This is a genomic window from Methylobacterium sp. 1A (assembly GCF_058072805.1).
On record NZ_JBYQVE010000002.1, the window covers coordinates 624,097 to 640,915 of the forward strand.

Annotated in this window: 25 protein-coding genes; 14 read left to right on the plus strand and 11 right to left on the minus strand. The window is 73.4% G+C overall.

Annotation, left to right across the window (positions count from 1 at the left end):
* Positions 1 to 178: 178 nt before the first annotated feature.
* Positions 179 to 2,188 (minus strand): OPT family oligopeptide transporter, encoded by a 2,010-nt coding sequence (locus tag ACX9MN_RS23215; RefSeq protein ID WP_489725568.1) that lies wholly within the window; start codon positions 2,186 to 2,188, stop codon positions 179 to 181.
* Between the two features lie 216 nt (positions 2,189 to 2,404).
* Between ACX9MN_RS23215 and ACX9MN_RS23220 the strand changes: the two genes are divergently transcribed.
* Together ACX9MN_RS23220 and ACX9MN_RS23225 are read left to right on the plus strand one after the other, a co-directional pair.
* On the plus strand, positions 2,405 to 2,854 hold the full coding sequence (locus ACX9MN_RS23220) for a DMT family transporter (protein WP_056522921.1): 450 nt from the start codon (positions 2,405 to 2,407) through the stop codon (positions 2,852 to 2,854).
* 46 nt (positions 2,855 to 2,900) lie between these two features.
* A complete protein-coding gene (locus ACX9MN_RS23225) occupies positions 2,901 to 3,344 on the plus strand; it encodes a DMT family transporter (protein ID WP_020090969.1) in 444 nt (147 codons plus the stop codon).
* Positions 3,345 to 3,360: 16 nt separating this feature from the next.
* Here the strand turns inward: ACX9MN_RS23225 and ACX9MN_RS23230 are convergent, their stop codons facing one another.
* Positions 3,361 to 4,089, minus strand: a complete 729-nt coding sequence (locus ACX9MN_RS23230; RefSeq protein ID WP_489725569.1) for an SDR family oxidoreductase — start codon at positions 4,087 to 4,089, stop codon at positions 3,361 to 3,363.
* A 205-nt stretch (positions 4,090 to 4,294) separates the two neighbouring features.
* Between ACX9MN_RS23230 and ACX9MN_RS23235 the strand changes: the two genes are divergently transcribed.
* Positions 4,295 to 4,519, plus strand: coding sequence for a hypothetical protein (locus ACX9MN_RS23235; RefSeq protein ID WP_020090971.1), 225 nt, complete (start codon positions 4,295 to 4,297; stop codon positions 4,517 to 4,519).
* 70 nt (positions 4,520 to 4,589) lie between these two features.
* Here ACX9MN_RS23235 and egtD read toward each other — a convergent pair whose 3' ends face one another.
* Positions 4,590 to 5,549 (minus strand): L-histidine N(alpha)-methyltransferase, encoded by a 960-nt coding sequence (gene egtD, locus ACX9MN_RS23240; protein ID WP_489725570.1) that lies wholly within the window; start codon positions 5,547 to 5,549, stop codon positions 4,590 to 4,592.
* On the minus strand, positions 5,546 to 6,520 hold the full coding sequence (locus ACX9MN_RS23245) for a methyltransferase (protein WP_489725571.1): 975 nt from the start codon (positions 6,518 to 6,520) through the stop codon (positions 5,546 to 5,548). The genes egtD and ACX9MN_RS23245 overlap by 4 nt, the downstream gene beginning before the upstream one ends.
* 646 nt (positions 6,521 to 7,166) lie before the next feature.
* Here ACX9MN_RS23245 and ACX9MN_RS23250 point away from each other — a divergent pair.
* Entirely contained in the window at positions 7,167 to 7,751 is a 585-nt protein-coding gene (locus tag ACX9MN_RS23250) for a YgjV family protein (RefSeq protein ID WP_489725572.1), read from the plus strand.
* 103 nt (positions 7,752 to 7,854) lie between these two features.
* Complete coding sequence (locus ACX9MN_RS23255) at positions 7,855 to 8,595, plus strand: DUF4336 domain-containing protein (protein WP_489725573.1); 741 nt, start codon at positions 7,855 to 7,857, stop codon at positions 8,593 to 8,595.
* A 30-nt stretch (positions 8,596 to 8,625) separates the two neighbouring features.
* On the opposite strand, the gene ACX9MN_RS23260 is transcribed toward ACX9MN_RS23255, so the two are convergent.
* Positions 8,626 to 8,871, minus strand: coding sequence for a hypothetical protein (locus tag ACX9MN_RS23260; protein WP_091676084.1), 246 nt, complete (start codon positions 8,869 to 8,871; stop codon positions 8,626 to 8,628).
* A 208-nt stretch (positions 8,872 to 9,079) separates the two neighbouring features.
* Here ACX9MN_RS23260 and ACX9MN_RS23265 point away from each other — a divergent pair, with 208 nt between their 5' ends.
* Positions 9,080 to 9,484: a hypothetical protein gene (locus ACX9MN_RS23265; protein ID WP_489725574.1), complete on the plus strand. Its 405-nt coding sequence runs from the start codon at positions 9,080 to 9,082 to the stop codon at positions 9,482 to 9,484.
* Between the two features lie 70 nt (positions 9,485 to 9,554).
* Here the strand turns inward: ACX9MN_RS23265 and ACX9MN_RS23270 are convergent, their stop codons facing one another.
* From ACX9MN_RS23270 to ACX9MN_RS23280, 3 genes are all read right to left on the minus strand, one after another.
* Complete coding sequence (locus ACX9MN_RS23270) at positions 9,555 to 9,860, minus strand: hypothetical protein (RefSeq protein WP_489725575.1); 306 nt, start codon at positions 9,858 to 9,860, stop codon at positions 9,555 to 9,557.
* Positions 9,861 to 9,925: 65 nt separating this feature from the next.
* Entirely contained in the window at positions 9,926 to 10,126 is a 201-nt protein-coding gene (locus ACX9MN_RS23275) for a hypothetical protein (RefSeq protein ID WP_020090979.1), read from the minus strand.
* A gap of 21 nt (positions 10,127 to 10,147) precedes the next feature.
* A complete protein-coding gene (locus tag ACX9MN_RS23280) occupies positions 10,148 to 10,537 on the minus strand; it encodes a hypothetical protein (protein ID WP_100251590.1) in 390 nt (129 codons plus the stop codon).
* Between the two features lie 217 nt (positions 10,538 to 10,754).
* Here ACX9MN_RS23280 and ACX9MN_RS23285 point away from each other — a divergent pair, with 217 nt between their 5' ends.
* Both ACX9MN_RS23285 and ACX9MN_RS23290 read left to right on the plus strand, forming a co-directional pair.
* Positions 10,755 to 11,018, plus strand: a complete 264-nt coding sequence (locus ACX9MN_RS23285) for a hypothetical protein (protein ID WP_026604594.1) — start codon at positions 10,755 to 10,757, stop codon at positions 11,016 to 11,018.
* A 168-nt stretch (positions 11,019 to 11,186) separates the two neighbouring features.
* Entirely contained in the window at positions 11,187 to 11,375 is a 189-nt protein-coding gene (locus ACX9MN_RS23290; RefSeq protein ID WP_020090982.1) for a hypothetical protein, read from the plus strand.
* 15 nt (positions 11,376 to 11,390) lie between these two features.
* On the opposite strand, the gene ACX9MN_RS23295 is transcribed toward ACX9MN_RS23290, so the two are convergent.
* The gene (locus tag ACX9MN_RS23295; protein WP_170868072.1) at positions 11,391 to 11,636 is read right to left on the minus strand and encodes a hypothetical protein; all 246 of its coding nucleotides are present in this window, start codon (positions 11,634 to 11,636) and stop codon (positions 11,391 to 11,393) included.
* A gap of 154 nt (positions 11,637 to 11,790) precedes the next feature.
* Between ACX9MN_RS23295 and ACX9MN_RS23300 the strand changes: the two genes are divergently transcribed.
* Positions 11,791 to 11,958 (plus strand): hypothetical protein, encoded by a 168-nt coding sequence (locus ACX9MN_RS23300; RefSeq protein ID WP_020090984.1) that lies wholly within the window; start codon positions 11,791 to 11,793, stop codon positions 11,956 to 11,958.
* A 43-nt stretch (positions 11,959 to 12,001) separates the two neighbouring features.
* Here ACX9MN_RS23300 and ACX9MN_RS23305 read toward each other — a convergent pair whose 3' ends face one another.
* Together ACX9MN_RS23305 and ACX9MN_RS23310 are read right to left on the minus strand one after the other, a co-directional pair.
* Positions 12,002 to 12,331: a hypothetical protein gene (locus ACX9MN_RS23305; RefSeq protein WP_244491794.1), complete on the minus strand. Its 330-nt coding sequence runs from the start codon at positions 12,329 to 12,331 to the stop codon at positions 12,002 to 12,004.
* A 95-nt stretch (positions 12,332 to 12,426) separates the two neighbouring features.
* On the minus strand, positions 12,427 to 13,185 hold the full coding sequence (locus tag ACX9MN_RS23310) for a CDP-diacylglycerol diphosphatase (protein WP_447715017.1): 759 nt from the start codon (positions 13,183 to 13,185) through the stop codon (positions 12,427 to 12,429).
* 96 nt (positions 13,186 to 13,281) lie between these two features.
* Here ACX9MN_RS23310 and ACX9MN_RS23315 point away from each other — a divergent pair, with 96 nt between their 5' ends.
* From ACX9MN_RS23315 to ACX9MN_RS23335, 5 genes are all read left to right on the plus strand, one after another.
* Positions 13,282 to 13,707, plus strand: a complete 426-nt coding sequence (locus tag ACX9MN_RS23315; protein ID WP_489725576.1) for a hypothetical protein — start codon at positions 13,282 to 13,284, stop codon at positions 13,705 to 13,707.
* Between the two features lie 134 nt (positions 13,708 to 13,841).
* Positions 13,842 to 14,144 (plus strand): hypothetical protein, encoded by a 303-nt coding sequence (locus ACX9MN_RS23320; RefSeq protein ID WP_020090988.1) that lies wholly within the window; start codon positions 13,842 to 13,844, stop codon positions 14,142 to 14,144.
* A gap of 371 nt (positions 14,145 to 14,515) precedes the next feature.
* Positions 14,516 to 15,046, plus strand: a complete 531-nt coding sequence (locus ACX9MN_RS23325; protein WP_091977889.1) for a Ros/MucR family transcriptional regulator — start codon at positions 14,516 to 14,518, stop codon at positions 15,044 to 15,046.
* 191 nt (positions 15,047 to 15,237) lie between these two features.
* Positions 15,238 to 15,498 carry a hypothetical protein gene (locus tag ACX9MN_RS23330; RefSeq protein WP_020090990.1) on the plus strand — a complete coding sequence of 87 codons (261 nt, stop codon included), beginning with the start codon at positions 15,238 to 15,240 and terminating at the stop codon, positions 15,496 to 15,498.
* Positions 15,499 to 15,621: 123 nt separating this feature from the next.
* On the plus strand, positions 15,622 to 16,680 hold the full coding sequence (locus ACX9MN_RS23335; protein ID WP_489725577.1) for a phosphatase PAP2 family protein: 1,059 nt from the start codon (positions 15,622 to 15,624) through the stop codon (positions 16,678 to 16,680).
* The last annotated feature ends 139 nt before the right edge of the window (positions 16,681 to 16,819 follow it).

Below are 16,819 nucleotides of genomic sequence, written 5' to 3' on the forward strand. Positions count from 1 at the left end.
GGGAAAACGCGCTCCCGGGTGTCGGCCGCTCTGTCAGCCGCTCTGTCAGCCGCTCTGTCAGCCGCTCTGTCAGCCGCTCTCTCAGCCGCTCTCATGCGCAACTCCGGCGTGGCGGAGGCCGCGGCCGCGCGGGCGACGGCGTCCTGCGGGGAACCCACCCGGGGCGCCGGCGGATCCGTCACGCCTCCCGCGGGACCGCTTCCGGTCGCGAGACCATCCGCAGGTAGACGGCGAGTCCCGCCAGGAAGACCGCGAGGCCGAGCCCGGTGGCGTAGGGCGCGAAATCCTTGCCGGCCACGGCGATCGCCGCGCTGTGGCCCGCCAGGAGGTCGGTGCCGGCGAGCAGCACGCCCACGAAGCTCTCGCCGACGAGGAACCCGGACGCGAGGAGGACACCCCGGCGGCGGGCGGTGCCGACCGCCCTGTCGGCCTTCGCGTCGCCCTTCGCGCCGACCCGGGCGCGCAGCCGGCGCTCGGCGACCCAGCCGAGGATGCCGCCGATGGCGATCGTCATCTCCACCGAGAGCGGCAGGTACATGCCGATGCCGACCGTCAGGGCCGGGAAGGTGAGGTCGCGCCGCTTCAGCCACGTCTCGGCCGCCACCAGGACCACCCCGAGCCCGGCGCCGATCAGCACCATGGTCCAGGGCAACTCGCCATGCGTGATGCCGTTGGCGATCTGGGTCATCAGGGCCGCCTGGGGCGCCGGCATGGCACTCCCCGCGTCCTGCCCGTCCCGCGCGGGGGCACCGACGAAGCCGTAGGCCTCGTAGAGCAGCGACAGGAGCGGGGCGATGACCACGGCGCCGACCCCGACGCCGAGGATGAGCGCGACCTGCTGGTGCCAGGGCGTGGCGCCCAGCACCTGCCCGGTCTTCAGGTCCTGCAGGTTGTCGTTGGCGATCGACGAGGTGGTGATGATGACCGACGTCAGCAGCAGCGCCATGCCGGTGACGAACCGGTCTCCCTCGGGCCCGGCGGAATGCCCCAGGACCAGGGGCAGGAGCAGCGCGGTCGCCATCGTGGTCAGGATGCCGATCCCCGAGATCGGGCTCGACGAGGAGCCCAGCAGGCCCGCGAGGTAGCCGCAGGCCGCCGCCATCAGGAAGCCGAACAGGACGGTGAACAGGGTGGCGGCCACCACCAGCACGATCGTCAGGCCGCCGAGGTCGGCGGCCCCGGCGAAGGCCCAGAACAGCAGCGCGAGCGGCACGCACAGGCCCAGGGTCGCGGCGGCCACCCAGGTGATCGGCAGGTCGCGGTCCTCGCGCGGGTGATCCTTGCCGAGACCGCCGCTGCCCGACAGGGCGGCGCGGATGCTCCCGAGGATCGGGCGCGCCAGCGAGCCCACGGTCCAGAGCCCGCCCACCGCGATGATCCCGGCGCCCATGAGGCGCACTTGGCCCGACCAGACCGCCTCGGCGGCCGCGCCCGCCGACTTGGCGGGATCGGGCGACAGGGCGGTGAGAATCGGGACCGCGATCCCCCAGGCGATCAGGACGCCGGTCAGCAGCGCGAGGCAGGCGCCGATGCCCACGAGGTAGCCGACGCCGACCAGCGCCAGCGAGAAGCCGGTCCCGGTGCGGAACACCGCGCCGCCGAGGCTGACCGCGCCGTTGAGCCCCTCGCCCAGGACCTTCAGCCCCGTGGTGGCGAGCCCGATCGTCCCGGCGGCCGCGGCGGCCCCGAGCAGGTCCCGCAGGCCGTGGCCGCCCTGCTCCTCGTGGCCGGTCCTGAGCACCTCCGCGGCGGCGATGCCCTCGGGATAGGGGAGATCGCTGCCCGACACGAGCGCGCGGCGGAGCGGGATCGAGAAGGCGACGCCGAGCAGGCCGCCCAGCAGGCAGACCGCCGTAGTCTGCCAGAACGGGAAGCCGTGCCAGTGGCCGACGAGGACGAGCCCGGGAAGCGCCAGGATGACGTTGCACAGGGTGCCGGCCGCCGAGGCCTGCGTCTGCACGATGTTGTTCTCGAGGATGCCGGCGCCGCCCATCAGCCGGAACGCGCCCATCGAGATCATCGCGGCCGGGATCGAGGACGAGAACGTCATCCCGGTCTTCAGGCCCATGTAGAGGTTGGCGGCCATGAACACGACCGTGATGGCCGCGCCGAGCGCGATCCCCCGCAGGGTCAGCTCGGCCTGACGGTCCTGCGTCGTCGGCGTGATCGTCGGGCTGCGGGCGTCCATCGTCCACTCGGGCTGCCACAGGCACAGCACGCGAGGGGCCGGAAACGTTCCCGCGCCGCGCCCGGCCCGCCCGGCCTCACCCTGCCCCGCCCCGCCCTGGGGCGATGTGTCCCGGCGCCGACCGGGCCTGTGATGCAGTCACCCGGCGCGGCGGCGGGTTTGGCAGCAGACCGCCCCGTCCGGGTGCGATCCGCTCCTCGTCGGGAAGGCGCCGCCTTGTCCAAGTGGTATCTCTACGGCATCGCCCTCGTGGCCGGCGTCGCGAACGCCATCGAGCCGGGCCAGAACGCCACGCTGGCGAAGGTCACAGGGCAGCCGATGCTGGCCGGCCTGTTCTGCTTCGGCCTCGCGATCGCCTGCTTCCTCGCCGCGATGGCCGTCGCCCGGCTGCGCGGCCGCTCCCAGGCCGAAGCGGCCACGCCCGTGCCCTGGTGGGCTTGGCCGGGCGGCGTGCTCGGGGCGGCGGTCGTCCTGGCGCAGCTCTACATCTCCGAGAAAGTCGGCGCGGCGCCGTTCCTGGGCTGCGTGATCACCGCGGGCGTGGTCGGCTCGATCCTCCTCGACCATCACGGCCTCGTGGGCTTCGCGCGCCACCGCGCCGGGCGCTGGCGCATCCTCGGCGGCGCGCTGATGGTCGCGGGCGTCGCCCTCGTGGCGGCGTTCTGACGGGACCGTCGATCCGCCGACCGCCTCCCATCCTCAGGATCCCAGCATGCTCTTCCTGTACGGCTTCGCGCTGCTCGCGGGCATCGCCACCGCGATCGAACCGGGCCAGAACGCGGGCCTCGCCAAGTCCCTCGCGCGGCCGCTGCTCGCCGGCGTGGTGAGCCTCGTCGTCAGCGTCGCGGCGATCTGCGTCGCCATGCTGGTGACGGGGCAGTACGGGTGGCCGACGCTGGACCGCCTCGCGCAGGTGCCCTGGTGGGCATGGCTCGGCGGCGTGATGAGCGCGGGCCTGACGATGGCGCAGCTCTCCGTCTCCGCGCGGATCGGGGCGGCCACCTTTCTCGGACTGATCGTGACGGCGGGCGTCGTCACGTCGATCCTGCTCGACCATTTCGGCCTCGTGGGCTTCAAGGTCCACGAGGCCGGCCTGTGGCGCATCCTCGGCGGCGCCCTGATGATCGGCGGCGTGGCGCTGGTCGCCCGGTTCTGAGGCCCGCCCCGGCGGATCAGATCGTCCAGCCGCCGTCGATCACGACGGCCTGGCCGGTCGTGTAGGTCGCGCCCGCGAGGTAGACGGCGAGGTCGGCGATCTCCTCGGGCGTGCCGAGCCGGCCGATCGGCTGGCGCGCGATGAAGGCCGCGCGGGTCTGCTCGTAGTCGCCCTGCTGGCGGATGCGCTCCTGCAGCGACGGGCTCTCCACCGTGCCGGGGCAGATGGCGTTGCAGCGGATGTTGTGGCCGACATAGTCGGCGGCCACCGCCTTGGTCAGGCCGATCACCGCCGCCTTCGTCACCCCGTAGGCGAAGCGGTTGGGCACGCCCTTCACCGAGGAGGCCACCGAGGCCATGTTGACGATGGCGCCGTCGCGGCGCTCCAGCATGCCGGGCAGGACCGCCCGGATCGTGCGGATCATCGCCTTGACGTTGAGGTCGAGGGCGAAGTCGAGCTCGTCGTCGCGCATCTCCAGGATGGTGCCGGCGTGGACGGTGCCGGCGCAGTTGAACAGGATGTCGACCGCGCCGATGCGCGCGACCAGGGCCCCGACCGCCTCCGCGTCCAGCACGTCGAGGGTCGCGGTGCTCAGGCTGTCGGCGCGCAGGTCGGCGAGGGCGTCCGCGTTGATGTCGGTGGCGTGGACCCGCGCCCCGGCGCGGGCGAAGGCGAGCGCGCTGGCGCGCCCGATCCCCTGACCCGCCGCCGTGACCAGGACCGTCTTTCCGGAAAGATCTGTCATTGCTCGCTCCAGCAGGCTGCGCGGCGCCGCGCGGGCGTCCGGACCGGGCCGCGCCCGGCGGGGCCGCCGATCAGGTCCGGTGGGCCCGGCCGAGCGGCCCAACCTTGTAGGTTCTGACCGCGCCGGTCTCCAGGCCCGATCGCGTCGGATCCGCGGCCGCTGTTCCGGCGTTCTCCCGGCGTCACCGTACCTAAGGAGGATCGCCGTGGGGCTCGCCGCCTTCGTCTTCTTCGTCGTCCCGTGGATGGCCGTCGCGATCTGGATGTCGATGCGGCCGTCCGGCGCGCGCCTCGGCACTCCGTCCGCCCCCTGGCGCCCGCTGACGGATTACCCGCCGCCGGCCCGGGACCAGCGGCAGGCCGGCGAGACGCGGAGCATGGAGTCGGGCTCCGCCCACGACGGCAAGCACGCGCCGATCGAGGCCGTCTAGCGCGCCCGCCGCCGGATTAACTACTGGCCCGGCGCGCGCGAGCGTGTCGGGAGAAGAGTTCCGCGCCGGGTCAGGCCTCCGCCTGCAGCAGGTGGAGGTTGAAATCTCCGCCGTCCCCCGTCCACAGGGCGCGGGGCTGCCAGCCGCTCTCGGCCGCGAGCGCCCGGAAGGCGTCCGCCGGGTACTTGTGCGACGTGTCGGTCCGGACGCTCTCCCCCGCCGCGAACGCGATGGTCCGGTCGCCCAGCCGGTAGCTCGCCGGCCGGGTCGCGACGAGGTGGGCCTCGACCCGCAGCGGGTCCGGGCAGATCCGCACGGCGTGCCGAAAATTGTCGCTGTCGAAATCGGCGCCGAGTTCCCGGTTCAGCCGCGTCAGGATGTTGCGGTGGAACGCGGCCATGAGGCCGTCGGCGCGCCCGTAGGCGCGCTGCAGGCGGTCCGGGTCGGCGGTGCCGTCCGCGCCGACGAGGAAGAGGCTCGGCCCGAGCGTGGCGCGCGCGCGCTCGAGGAACTGCCGGGCCCCGCGCGGGTCGAAGTTACCGATGCTCGTTCCCGGATAGAAGCCCAGGATGCCCCCCGGCCCGGCACCTCGCGGCAGCTGGACCGGCTGCGAGTAGTCGGCACAGACCGGGATCATCGGGATGCCGGGGTAATCGGCGGCCAGCCGCCGGATCGCGGCCTCCAGGTACGCCCCGGAGATGTCGATCGCCACGTAGGCCGCCGGTTCGGGCAGCGCGTCGAGGAGCGTGCGGATCTTGCGGCTCGCGCCGCTGCCGAACTCGACGACGGTCACCCCCGGCGTCACCCGGCGCGCCACGTCGGCGGCGACCTGCGGCAGGACGGTCATCTCCTGCGCGGTCGGGTAGTAGTCGGCGCTGTGGCAAATCCTGTCGAACAGGTCCGAGCCGGTCTCGTCCCAGAGATACTTTCCCGGCAGCGTCTTCGGCTCGGCGGAGAGGCCCGCGAGGGCGTCCCGGAGGAAGGTGTCGGTCGAGCTGTCGGTCGAGCTGTCGGTCGAGCTGTCGGTCATGGCCGGGTCACCGGGCGCGTGGCGGTCAGGACGACGAGGGCGAGCCGCTCGACCGCGTCGTAGGCGGGCGTCGCGAGTTCCTCGCCGTACGCGTCCGGATCGAACTCGCGGTAGGTCCAGTCCAGCCCGGCCCGGTCGCAGAGGTCGGCCACGGCGTCGCGGAACGGGTCCTCGCCGTCGACGATCGCCGCGCCGGTGAACAGGACGAGGCTGCCGCCGGGCGCGAGCCGCCCGGCCGCCTGCTCGGCCACCGCGAGCGGCAGCCCGGCCCCGAGGGGGCCGCCGCCGTGCCGGTAGGCCCGCTCCGCCGTGTCGATCATGAAGGGCGGGTTCGACACGATGAGGTCGAACGGGCCCTCGACGTCGCGCAGCAGGTCGCTGCGGCGGACATCGACCCCGTCGGTCCCGGCGAGCCGGGCGTTGACGCGCGCCGCCCGCATGGCCGCCGGGTTGATGTCGACGAGCACCACCTCGGCGCCCGGCGCCCTCTTGGCGACGCAGATCCCGCCCGCGCCCGAGCCGCAGCCGATATCGACCGCGCGGCGCACCGGCCGCGACCGCGCCTCGAGATGCGCGATCACCGCCGCGGCGAAACGCGCCGTGTCGGGCCCGAAGAACACCGCGTCGGCCCCGCTCGGAGGATACGCGGAATGGGCGAACAGCTCGCCGTCGAGACTGGAGACGCGCAGCGTCGGCCGCAGCAGCGGGCCGTCCTCGAGCACAGCGCCGGCCGCCCGCATCAGGCGCAGGATCGGCTCCGGGACCAGGTCGACGCGGAACGGCCGGCTCCAACCGAACACATCGCGCAGGCTGCGCGCCTCGGCGTGCCGCGGCCGGGCGTTGACGTGGGCGTGGGTGGCCGGAGTCACGGTGGTGAAGGTGTAGCCGGTCTCGCGCAGGGCGCGCGCCAGCGCCAGCACCGCCTCCTCGTCCTCGGGAAACGGAGCGGCAATCGGAACGGAACGCGTCATCGGTCGGCCCTCAGCTGTCCATCCGGCGCATCACGAAGGCGCCCGACGGCCGACCGGCGGCGACCTGCCGGGCGTCCCCGGTCGAACAGCACCGCGAAGCTCCGGAACAGGCCCGGCTGCGCGCGGTACCGCGCCGTACCGACAGAGGAAGGCGAGCAGGGCCAGGTAGATGCGGGCGTCGTCCAGGCCCGATGAAGTCCCGGAACCGCGCGGCGACGGGATGGTGATCGTCATACGTGGGAAGCTGCATCGGAGCGTCGGTTCACACCACCGGTAGCCGGCGCGCGCACCCCCGCCCGACCGGCCGCGGTGTCGTCCCGACTCGAATGCCCGGAGAACCGGAAGCCGCAGGCATTGTTCCCTGCGCAATACGCGCGGATCGGCCCCTGATCTATGTTAATCCCGGAGTTTAAATATCTTGTTTTAATTGAATACTCTCATGATGCCGATCGACACACGGAATGACCGATGATCGGGCCCACGGATATGCGGGCACGGCGGGTCGCCGCGCGGGACCGCGGTGCGGCCGCGCGGCCACGCTCGCCGGGTCGCGATCGTCGCCGGAGGCGGCGTTAACCATCCGATTACCGGGCGATCCTAGCGCGATCGACTGAAACGGCGCCCTTGCGCCGGCCGGTCGCGCACGATGAACGCCGCATCATTCCTGTATTCCTGGTCCGCCGCCGCCGCGACGCACCTCGATCTGTTCGGGTCGCTGGGCCTGATCCTGGGCTTTACTGCGGGGGTGATGCCGCGGCGCGCCTGGATCCTCGCGGCCTCGGCGGCCTGTGCCGCCTGCTTCGGCGCGCATTACCTGACGCTCGGGGCGCTCACCGGGACGGCGATGTGCGCCATCTCGGTGCTGCAGAGCCTCGTCTCCCTCCGCTGCGTCGGCGCGCCCGGCCGGGGCGGCTGGGTGCCGCCCGTCTTCGCCGCGAGCACCCTCGCGGCGGCGTGCCTGACGGCGGCCACGTGGAACGGCTGGCCGTCGGCCTGCGCGGCCGCGGGCTCGCTGCTCGACACCGGCGCGCGGCTCCAGGCGGCGCCGCAGGCGATGCGGCAGCTCTTCCTCGGCGCCTCCCTGTGCTGGGCCGGGCACAATCTCCTGGTCGGCTCGGTCTTCGGACTGACCTGCGACGTGCTGACGATCCTCGGTCTCGCGATCGCGCTGCTGCGCGCCGCCCCGGTCCAGCCGATGGAGCCGGTCGCGCCCGACTGCGCGCGGGCGTGAGACGCCCCGGGCCTGCGGCGATCGATCCGGGAAACCCGCCGCGGCCCCGCCGTTGCACGGGAGCGGGCGCGTGACGTCCCGCAGCCGAGGAAGAGAGCGGGATTTGCCGGACGCGACCTATCCACCCCTCGACGTGCTCAAGCCAGTGGCCGAGGGCGTCTGGATCGTCGACAGCGGGCCGCTCCGCGCCCTCGGCATCCCCCTGCCCGTCCGGATGACCGTCGTCCGTCTCGGGGACGGATCGGTCTGGCTGCACTCCCCCACGCGCTACGACGCGGGCCTGCACCGCGCGATCGCCGCGCTCGGACCGATCCGCCACCTGGTCGCGCCCAACATCGCCCACTGGACCTTCCTGAAGGACTGGCAGACCCAGTGTCCGGAGGCCCTGACCTGGGCAGCCCCGAACCTGCGCGAGCGCCGCCAAGTCCGACGCGCCGGCCTGCGCGTCGACCGGGTCCTGGAGGATGCGGCGCCGCCCGACTGGGCGGCGGACCTGCGCCAGGTCGTCGTGCCGGGCGGGTTCGGCTTCCGGGAAGTCGCGTTCTTCCACGGCGCGAGCCGCACGCTGATCCTGACCGACCTCGTCCTCAACCTGGAGCCGGCGAAGATGCCGGCGCTGCTGCGTCCGCTCCTGCGCCTCGCCCGCATGACGCCGCCGCACGGCGAGCCGCCGCCCTACCTGCGCCTCGTGATCAGGCTCCGGCGGCGCGACGCCGCGCGGGCGGCCGCGGATCTCGTCGGCTTGGCGCCGGAACGGGTCGTGTTCGCGCACGGACTCTGGTTCGCCGCGGACGGTGCGGCCCGGCTGAGACGCTCGCTCCGCTGGCTCGGGACGCCGTCCTGAGGATCACCCCGAGTTTCGCCGTCGCCGCCGTCAGGCCGCGGCGATCAGCTGCCGCATGATCCAGGCCCGGGCCGCCGGCAGGTCCGCGAACAGCGGCGGCCCGAGGGGATCGATCGGGCCGAACCCGGCTTCGAGGAACCACTTCCCGGCATCGGCCCCGTGCTGCGCCGAGAGACGGACCAGGATCGCGACCAGGAACCCGTCGGCGAAGACGAGCTGACTCTCGGCATCGTCGCTGCCGGTCGCGACCTGCACGGCCTGCAGGCTCAGGATCATGCGGCCATCGCCTTCACGACGCGAGCGGGTTGAGGGCGTGCGACCGGAGGCGATCGTCGCACTGCGGCGACGGCGCGGATCTCCGTGCCGGCACACTGATCAATCAGCCCTTCGCCCCGAAGTTCCGGCCTCGCGGCGGTCCGGAACACGGCCGGAACCGCCCGGTTGGCCAACCATGGACCGGTGGCCGCGCGGAGCAGGATCGCAGATGGATGACAGGCAGATGGCCCGCGGGCTGGCTTGGTTCGGGATCGGGCTCGGCCTCGCCGAGACCTTCGCGCCCCGGCGCGTCGCCGCGGCGACCGGCCTCGACGGCCACGAGGGCCTGATCCAGCTCTACGGCCTGCGCGAGATCGCCTCGGGCGCGGCGATCCTGGCTGCCGCCGAGCCGGAGCGGCATCTCGGCCTGCGGGTGGGCGGGGATCTCCTCGATGCCGCCCTGCTGGCGACCCGCGCCACGCCCTCGAACCCGCGGCGCAACCGCACCCTGGCCGCGGCCCTGGCGGTGGCGCCCGTCGTCATGCTGGATGCCGCCATCTGGCTGAGAGCGCGCGACAGGCGCGGCCCATCTCCGGGCGATCCCGGCCGGAGGTCCGGCGCGATCGCGCGATGACCGTTACAAGGGTGGCGACGGGGGTGGCGACGGAGCTGGCGACGGGGGTTTGGCGACGGGAGCGGTGCGCTCAGGGCTGTCCGGGCGCGTCCTTCGCCGGGTCTCCCCCAGAATCGTCCGCCTCGCCTTCCGCGGCGGGTTCGGTCTCCTCGATCGCGCGGGCGAGCTCGGTCAGCACCTCCTCCACCATCGGCGGCCAGGGGGCCCTCTCCTCATCCATCAGGCGGGCCGCGCCGACCAGCGCGGAGATCTGCGCCTCGTAGACCGGGCGGCCTACCAGCTGCGCGTAGCGCACGCGCGCCGCGAGCGCCGTGGCCAGGCGCTGAACCTCCGCGATCTTCGCTCTCGGCGCGCCGCTGCCGTCGCCGTTGCCCATCCGTCCACCCCCTCGGGATCCTCACCGATCCTCATAGGCCATGGCCGGGACACAGTCAGGACCGGCTACCAGGCTTCGAGAATCCGGCCGCCGACGAGCGCGACGACGACACCGACGAGCAGCGCCATGCCGATGTCCCGGAGCGGCGCGGTGATCAAGCCGGCTTCGGGAGCCGGCGGCGACACGTAGCGGGTCAGGCTCTCGGGCAGCGCCGGCGCCGGCGGCACGGGGGCCCTCCGCCGAAGGGCCAGGCGGATGCGGTGCATGGGCGTGATCCCCGGACGACCTCAGGCGGTCTCGACCTGGCGGGGCCCGGCGGCCGCCTGGGCCTTCCGCGCGGACGTCTTCGGGCGGACGAAATCGCCGAGGGGCTTGCAGGTCGGCAGGCCGATCACCTCGACCGACCGGGTCGCGGCCTGCGGCGCCGCATTGCGCGGAACGAGAACCTCCGTCCCGTCCGCATGCTCCGTCTGCCCTTCGCCGAGATCCGGCAGCTCGACGCGATGCCCGACCAGGTACGCCTCGATATCGATGAGGCGGTGGCGCAGCCGCCAGATATCGTTCTCGACGCCGTTGATCTGCACGAGGAGGTCGGAGACGGTGCCCTGACGCGCCGCGATCGCCGAGAGCACAGAGGCCCGCTCGTTCAGCAGCACGGCCTTGACGGTCGGGTTCATGACGTACGCCTCCGAATGTTACAGCACCACGATTCCCCAATTCGGAAGCGAAGACAGTTCTCAAAATGGCTTAGCCGTTACGCCCGAAGGTGAACGGCCGCATTCAGCCGCCGAACGACTCGCGCCGGGGTGCCGATCGCGCGCGGAGGCGGGAACTTCTCGCGCGCGCGTGCGTCAGTTTCGCACAGACCGACGCACGCAGTGCTGGGAGCTTCACATGCGCAGATCCGCGACTCTCGCCATGGCCGCCGCCCTGACCCTGGCCTCTGTCACCGCCTGGGCCGACCCGGTGAGCCAGACGGGCACCGGCGGCGGGCCCGCCACCACCGCCAAGGCGCCCCATACCGCCGCGACCGGCCAGACGGTGCCCAATCCCGGCGCCCTCGGCCCGAACGAGACCGGCAGCATCGAGCGCCGCGACGCCGTCGAGGAGCGCAACGACGCGATCACCCGCGGCATCTGCATCGGCTGCAACCGCTGATAGCGGCGGGCCGGCGGCTACAGGGCGTCGGCAAGACCGCGCGCCTACGGCGTCCCGGCCATGACCGCGATTCATGGCCGGGGTGCGGTGGCCGCGGCCGGGGGTTGAAGCCCCGGCCGCTCTGGCCCAAATCAGCGCGCCTCACCGACCATGAACAGGAGTGAACACGTGGCAAACGAGTCTGTCGAACAGGCGGCAGAGAAGACCTATTTCGGCCTGACCCTCTCGCAGCACGCGGACCGGATCCGGAAGCTCGCGACGGAGCGGGGCCTGACCGGGGAGACGTTCGACCGCGTGACCGCGCAGGCCGTGGCGATGATCCCGACCATCAAGGTGACCGACGCCGCCCAGCGGTGAGCCGGGCCGGGCCGATCATCGCTCGGCCCGCAGCCCCTTGAGCATGCGCCGGGCGATGGTCCGCACGGCCTCATCGTCCCGCGCCTCGCCCTCGACCGTATCCCACAGGTGGACGAGGCTGCCCTCGAGCTCGTCCAGCAACTCCGGGTTCTGCCGCGCCAGGAACCGCATCGTCCCGAACAGAAGGTGCTCGGTCGCCATCTCGCGCCGGCGCGCCTCGGTGACGGGATCCGGGTGCGGCTTGGATGTCTGATCGCTCATGGTCGGCCAACGGCCCGCGCGGGCCGCGGTTCGCCGGGCCGTGCGCGGTGCGACGCCGCGGACGGCACCGAGCCTCGACGACGCACGCGACCGGGAACAGCGCCGGACCGACACGGTTTGCCGGTCAGGAACGGGCGTCCGGAGAGGGCTGACGATGGCCGAGGCGGATCCGCGCAAACCCGGGGACGAGGCCCCGCCCGGCACGCCGGGCACCGGCGAGAACCTTTGCCGGACCTGCGGCGGCACCGGCAAGGTCGCCGACGCGCAGTGCTCCGATTGCCGGGGCAGCGGCACGGTCACGACCGGCATCGGCGGCGCCTGACGCCGTATTCCCCGGCACGATCGGCGCGGAGACTGCGACGCGCTCAGCGCCGCAGCGCGCCGAGCCACGCGGTGAGCGGCTCCACGAACGCCGCCCAGGTCCGTGACCACACCGTGCCGGTGCGGGCGTCCGCCGGGCGCGCGCCGGACATCAGGGCCGCCACCAGGGCATCCTCGCGGGCCTTGCACTCGTCGAGGGCGTTGCGCTCGTCGCCGGCGCGGCTCTGCCCCGTCGGCTGATGCCCCGTGGCGTCCCGCAGGCAGCGGTGCCACGCGCGCTCCAGCTCGGCCGGATCGGTGGCTCCGGCGGCCGGCCCCGCAACCGCAGGTCCGGTGGTCAGGAGGAGCATCGCGGACAAGCTGAGCACCGGCATGCGCATGCTCGCTCTATGCCCGATTCGTGCCCCCGAGGGATAGAACGTAGCAGCAACAGTGGCCGCGGCTCGGCACGGCTGGGCTCGGCCGCCGGTCAGCCGGCCCGGCCGTGCCTGGCCACCCGGCAGCCGTGATCCATCAGGTATTCGGCACTGGCCTCAGGCTCCCGATAGGCGAGCAGGATCATCCCGCCCCGCGGATCCCCGGGATCGGCCTCCACCGCCGCGAAGCTCGCGTCGTGCAGGTGGCCCTGCCAGCCGGGCACGCGGGCCAGAGCGGCGAACGGGTTGAACGCCGCGACCGCGTCCGCCGGGACCCGCATGGCGAGGTAGGACACCTCCGCCAGCGGCACCGGGAACGGAGCCCAGCTGTCGCCGACGGCGTCGCCGTGGGCCTTCAGGGCCGCCGTGACGCTCCGGCGCATGCAGTCGAGGTGGATGTGCAGCTGATCCTGGCTGCGGCCGCCCACGGAATTCACCTCCAGGCCCACCGCGGAGGGGGGCAAGCGACCCTGCAGCGCGTCCGACACGTAGTGCCGGGCCGCGAGCGCCGCCCGCCAGTAGGCCGCTCCCCGCGGTCCCTGGAGCACGGGGGCCTCGATGCCCGAGACGCTGTCGGTGGGCATCACCACCGTGTGGGTGGGCTGGCCCGGCGCCCGCAGCACCGCCGTTCCCGGGCGCGCCGCGTCGCCGAGATCGACCGCGAGGCAGGGAAAGCTCCGGCCCGCGGCCTTCTTGGCGAGCACGCAGCCCTGCAGCGCCACCCAGAGCACGTCCCGCACCGGATTGGCCGCGATGGCGGCCGGCATCACCGAGAAGGCGAGAAGGGTCGCGACGACCAGAGTACCACGCATGATCAGATGTTCCGGTCCCCGGCCGTCGTTATGATACGTCGGGCGGCGCGCCATCGTTGTACGCGGCCGCCGTCGCCGCGAGGTTACGTTTCCGCGATGCTGAGATCGAACGCGCAGTGGCACGGCCTGATACGGGTCGCGGCCTGGATCCTGGTGGTGCTGATCGCCGCGATCACGCTGGTGCCGATCGGATTCCGCCCGGTGGTCACGGCCAATCCCAGCTACGAGCGCGTCGCGGCCTATGCTCTGGCCGGGCTGCTCATGACGGTGGCCTACCCGCGGCACTGGCTCTGGATCCTGGCGGGCAGCGTCGTCCTGGCCGGCGGCCTGGAAGCCGGCCAGACCCTCACCGGAACCCGCCACGGCCGGTTCGACGACTTCCTGATCAAGGCCGCCGCCGGGCTCGTCGGCGCCCTGGCCGGCCGCCCGCTCGCGATCCTGGCCGACCGCGCGCTCGCCGGCGGCACCGCGGCCGGCACCACCCTGGCCGGCCGCGATCTGGGCGACCGCACCTGCGGCTGAGCCGTGTCCGCCGTCGCGCCCATGCCGCCGGCGCATGGCCGCGGCGCCGGTCCGGTGCCGGACGACGGGCCGCGCGCGGAAACCGCCGAGCTTGACCCGCGTTGCTTTGAAGGGGCTCTCACGCGAGGTGCTGCATGTTCGGCGCGGCCAAGCTCACGGGACGGTTCTGGTTCCGCAAGACGTGGACGGGCAAGCTGGTCCTGCTCGTCGAGGAAGAGAGGCCGCGGTGGTTCAGCCGCACCGGCCTCACCAAGCTCCGCTGGCGCGACGCCCGCCTGCTCGACCTGGCCGAGGCGCCGATGCGCACCCTGATGACCCTCGAGCGCAGCTACCGCGCCGACTACGCGGCCGGGCCCGCGCGGGTCCTGCAGGCCGTCATCCCGCCCGGGACGCGCGGCGCGATCGCCACGCCGATCGGGACCGCGGCCAACGCCTGAGCGTCGCCGCGGCGCGAGGGCGCGGGCCGAGCATGGAGGGGCAGGGCTCGGCCCGCCTGTCGTTCGGCTTCTTACCCCCAAAGCCGGAGCGACCCTGTCAGTGACCACGGTCAGGGTTAACGCTTTGTGAAAAGACCCCGCCCGGTCCGGCCGGTCGGTGGGGCCGGAGGTGCCCGGAGGCGCCCGAGGATCCGGCAGTCGGAGTGCCGGCGGGCGAAAGATCCGGCCCGAAATGCGTCACTGATCTATGTTGGTATTCGCTACTCCATTCGGTAGATAACAGGCATAATGGGTTATCTTCGTGCAGATAAGGACTTGACTGTCGAGAAGCGAATGCACGTTCATGGATCACTCCCACGTGAGAGGCGCCCATGGAAGATAGCAATCCTGCACCGCATCAGGACCCGATCGATTTCGTCGAGCTGACCGCCGATATTGTTTCGGCTTATGTCGCCAACAACTCCGTTCCGGTTCCCGACCTCCCGTCGCTGCTGTCCGGCGTCCACGCCGCGCTGGCCGGTCTCGGGCACACGACGGTCACGTCGGAGCCCGAATTCAAGAAGGCGACGCCCGCGCAGATCAAGAAGTCGATCACGCCCGACGCCCTGATCAGCTTCATCGACGGCAAGCCGTACAAGACGCTCAAGCGGCATCTCACCGGCAACGGCATGACGATCGAGCAGTACCGGCAGCGCTACGGGCTGCCGCCGGACTACCCGACGACCGCGTCCAACTACTCGGCGATGCGCGCCGAGTTCGCCCGCAACGCCGGCCTCGGCCACAAGCGCCGCGGCCCGGCCGCCAAGCGGAGCGAGCCCGCGGAGACCGTCGCGGCGGAGGCCGGCGCCGGCACGAAGGCTCCCAAGGGCCGCAAGACCCGGAAGGCCGCCGCGGAGGCGTGAGGCCCCGGCCGCGCGCTCCGGCGCGCACTGCCGGCGCCCCGCGCGTCAGGACCTGAGATGACGGGACCGGGGACGGCCTCGCCGGACCCACCCGTCACCTCCCGGCCGGTCCCGGACCGGCGCGCGTCGGAACGACCCCTGCGGCCAGCCGTTGGGCCGGTTGAACGCCCGACCGCGCGACGGAGCCACGCTTGACCCGATCGATCCCCGCCCTCGTCCTCGCCGCCGCCACGCTGGCCGCCCTTCCGGCCGCGGCCCGGGCGCAGGATCGGCCCGGCCCCGGGGCGGCGCCACCGGCCGAGACCGCGCCGAAGCCGGCGGCCGACACGAAGGACCCGGGCAAGACCGCGACGGAGGCCGTCACGCATCCCTCCGCCGTGCCGCCGACCGAGGGCGCGGTCGGCACCGGCAAGCCCCCGGCCACGGGCGACGCCCCGACGACCGGCCGGTAGAGTCCGCCCCCGCACCCCCAACCCTGTCCGCCCGCCGCCCCCCCGGCCGGCGGCCACATCCCCGTCGCGGCCGAGCCTCGTTCCGGCCGCGCATCGGCCCTGTCGGGCGAGGTGAGCCGGATCATGCGTCCAGACCGGGCCGTTCACGCCGGCCGCGCGCCCATCGTCCGCGCTCGAAACCCGGCACGTCCCTGGTGGCGCCTGCTGCGCCGGCATAGCACCGGCATCGCCGCGCCGGACCCGCGTCTCTGGGTCCTGACCCTGGCGATCGTCGCGGTCGACGCCGTCTGGATGGCCGCGTCCGGCATCGCCGCCGCGCCCCTGGGCTTCGCGCTCGCGGGCCTCGCCGTCCTCGTCCTGCTGAGCGCCGCCGCCTGCCTGAGCACGGTGAAGTCCGACCCGCCCCTGCGCGGCATGGCCCTGGCGAGCGCGTTCCTCATCGCCTTCACGGTGCCGGTGGCGGTCCTGCACTTCCTCGCCGCCGGGATCGGGCTGCCCTTCGTCGATCCCGCGCTGGCCCGCATCGAGGCCGCCCTCGGCTTCGACTGGACCGGTCACGTGGCGTTCCTGGCGCGGCACCCGACGCTGTCGTGGTGGCTGGCGCTCGCCTACCATTCCAGCGGCCCGCAGGTCGGGCTCGTGGTGATCGCGCTGAGCGCGACCCGCCGCCTCGGCCGGCTCTGGACCTACATCCGGCTGTTTTCCGCGACGCTGCTGTGCGTGATCGTCCTCGCCGCCCTGCTGCCGGCCCTCGGCCCCTACGCCCACTACGCCCCGCGGGTCGTCCCGTCCGAGCCCCTGGAGACGGTCGGCGCGCTCTGGCACCTGGAGCCGGTGGCGCGGCTGCGGGCCGGCACCCTGCACACGCTGGCGCTCGGTGACCTGCGCGGCCTCGCGACCTTCCCGTCCTTCCACGTGTGCCTCGCGGTCCTCACGGCCTGGGCGCTGGCGCCGGTGCCGCTCCTCGGCCCCCTGGCCGTCCTGCTGAACGCCACCGTGATCGTCGCGACCGTCGGGTCGGGCGGTCATTACCTGCCGGACGTGCTGGCGGGCGGCCTCCTGGCCCTCGCGGCCCTGGCCTGCCGCGCCCGGCGGCGCGGGTCGACGGCCGATCCCGCCGCGCGCGATCCCGCCATCCGGAGGATCGACGCGCTCGAGGCGATCCGGCCCGCCGACGCCTGAGAACGGGTCGGGCCGCGAACATCCCCCCGCCCGGCAAATGGGCCAGGGAGCGGGGAAGGCGCGACGATGACCCGGGCCCGGTGGACGATCCGCGGTTCCGTCGCCGCCGCGCGGCTCCGGTCGATGTCCGAGACGCCCA

Excerpts from the sequence above, each read along its gene's own strand:
- ACX9MN_RS23230 (WP_489725569.1), bottom strand. The coding sequence starts at position 4,089 with ATGACAGATCTTTCCGGAAAGACGGTCCTGGTCACGGCGGCGGGTCAG.
- ACX9MN_RS23325 (WP_091977889.1), top strand. The coding sequence starts at position 14,516 with ATGGAAGATAGCAATCCTGCACCGCATCAGGACCCGATCGATTTCGTC.
- ACX9MN_RS23305 (WP_244491794.1), bottom strand. The coding sequence starts at position 12,331 with ATGCCGGTGCTCAGCTTGTCCGCGATGCTCCTCCTGACCACCGGACCT.
- ACX9MN_RS23335 (WP_489725577.1), top strand. The coding sequence starts at position 15,622 with ATGCGTCCAGACCGGGCCGTTCACGCCGGCCGCGCGCCCATCGTCCGC.
- ACX9MN_RS23320 (WP_020090988.1), top strand. The coding sequence starts at position 13,842 with ATGTTCGGCGCGGCCAAGCTCACGGGACGGTTCTGGTTCCGCAAGACG.
- ACX9MN_RS23315 (WP_489725576.1), top strand. The coding sequence starts at position 13,282 with ATGCTGAGATCGAACGCGCAGTGGCACGGCCTGATACGGGTCGCGGCC.
- ACX9MN_RS23260 (WP_091676084.1), bottom strand. The coding sequence starts at position 8,871 with ATGATCCTGAGCCTGCAGGCCGTGCAGGTCGCGACCGGCAGCGACGAT.
- ACX9MN_RS23265 (WP_489725574.1), top strand. The coding sequence starts at position 9,080 with ATGGATGACAGGCAGATGGCCCGCGGGCTGGCTTGGTTCGGGATCGGG.
- ACX9MN_RS23300 (WP_020090984.1), top strand. The coding sequence starts at position 11,791 with ATGGCCGAGGCGGATCCGCGCAAACCCGGGGACGAGGCCCCGCCCGGC.
- ACX9MN_RS23280 (WP_100251590.1), bottom strand. The coding sequence starts at position 10,537 with ATGAACCCGACCGTCAAGGCCGTGCTGCTGAACGAGCGGGCCTCTGTG.
- ACX9MN_RS23225 (WP_020090969.1), top strand. The coding sequence starts at position 2,901 with ATGCTCTTCCTGTACGGCTTCGCGCTGCTCGCGGGCATCGCCACCGCG.
- ACX9MN_RS23295 (WP_170868072.1), bottom strand. The coding sequence starts at position 11,636 with ATGAGCGATCAGACATCCAAGCCGCACCCGGATCCCGTCACCGAGGCG.
- ACX9MN_RS23245 (WP_489725571.1), bottom strand. The coding sequence starts at position 6,520 with ATGACGCGTTCCGTTCCGATTGCCGCTCCGTTTCCCGAGGACGAGGAG.
- ACX9MN_RS23310 (WP_447715017.1), bottom strand. The coding sequence starts at position 13,185 with ATGCGTGGTACTCTGGTCGTCGCGACCCTTCTCGCCTTCTCGGTGATG.
- ACX9MN_RS23285 (WP_026604594.1), top strand. The coding sequence starts at position 10,755 with ATGCGCAGATCCGCGACTCTCGCCATGGCCGCCGCCCTGACCCTGGCC.
- ACX9MN_RS23270 (WP_489725575.1), bottom strand. The coding sequence starts at position 9,860 with ATGGGCAACGGCGACGGCAGCGGCGCGCCGAGAGCGAAGATCGCGGAG.
- egtD (WP_489725570.1), bottom strand. The coding sequence starts at position 5,549 with ATGACCGACAGCTCGACCGACAGCTCGACCGACAGCTCGACCGACACC.
- ACX9MN_RS23275 (WP_020090979.1), bottom strand. The coding sequence starts at position 10,126 with ATGCACCGCATCCGCCTGGCCCTTCGGCGGAGGGCCCCCGTGCCGCCG.
- ACX9MN_RS23250 (WP_489725572.1), top strand. The coding sequence starts at position 7,167 with ATGAACGCCGCATCATTCCTGTATTCCTGGTCCGCCGCCGCCGCGACG.
- ACX9MN_RS23215 (WP_489725568.1), bottom strand. The coding sequence starts at position 2,188 with ATGGACGCCCGCAGCCCGACGATCACGCCGACGACGCAGGACCGTCAG.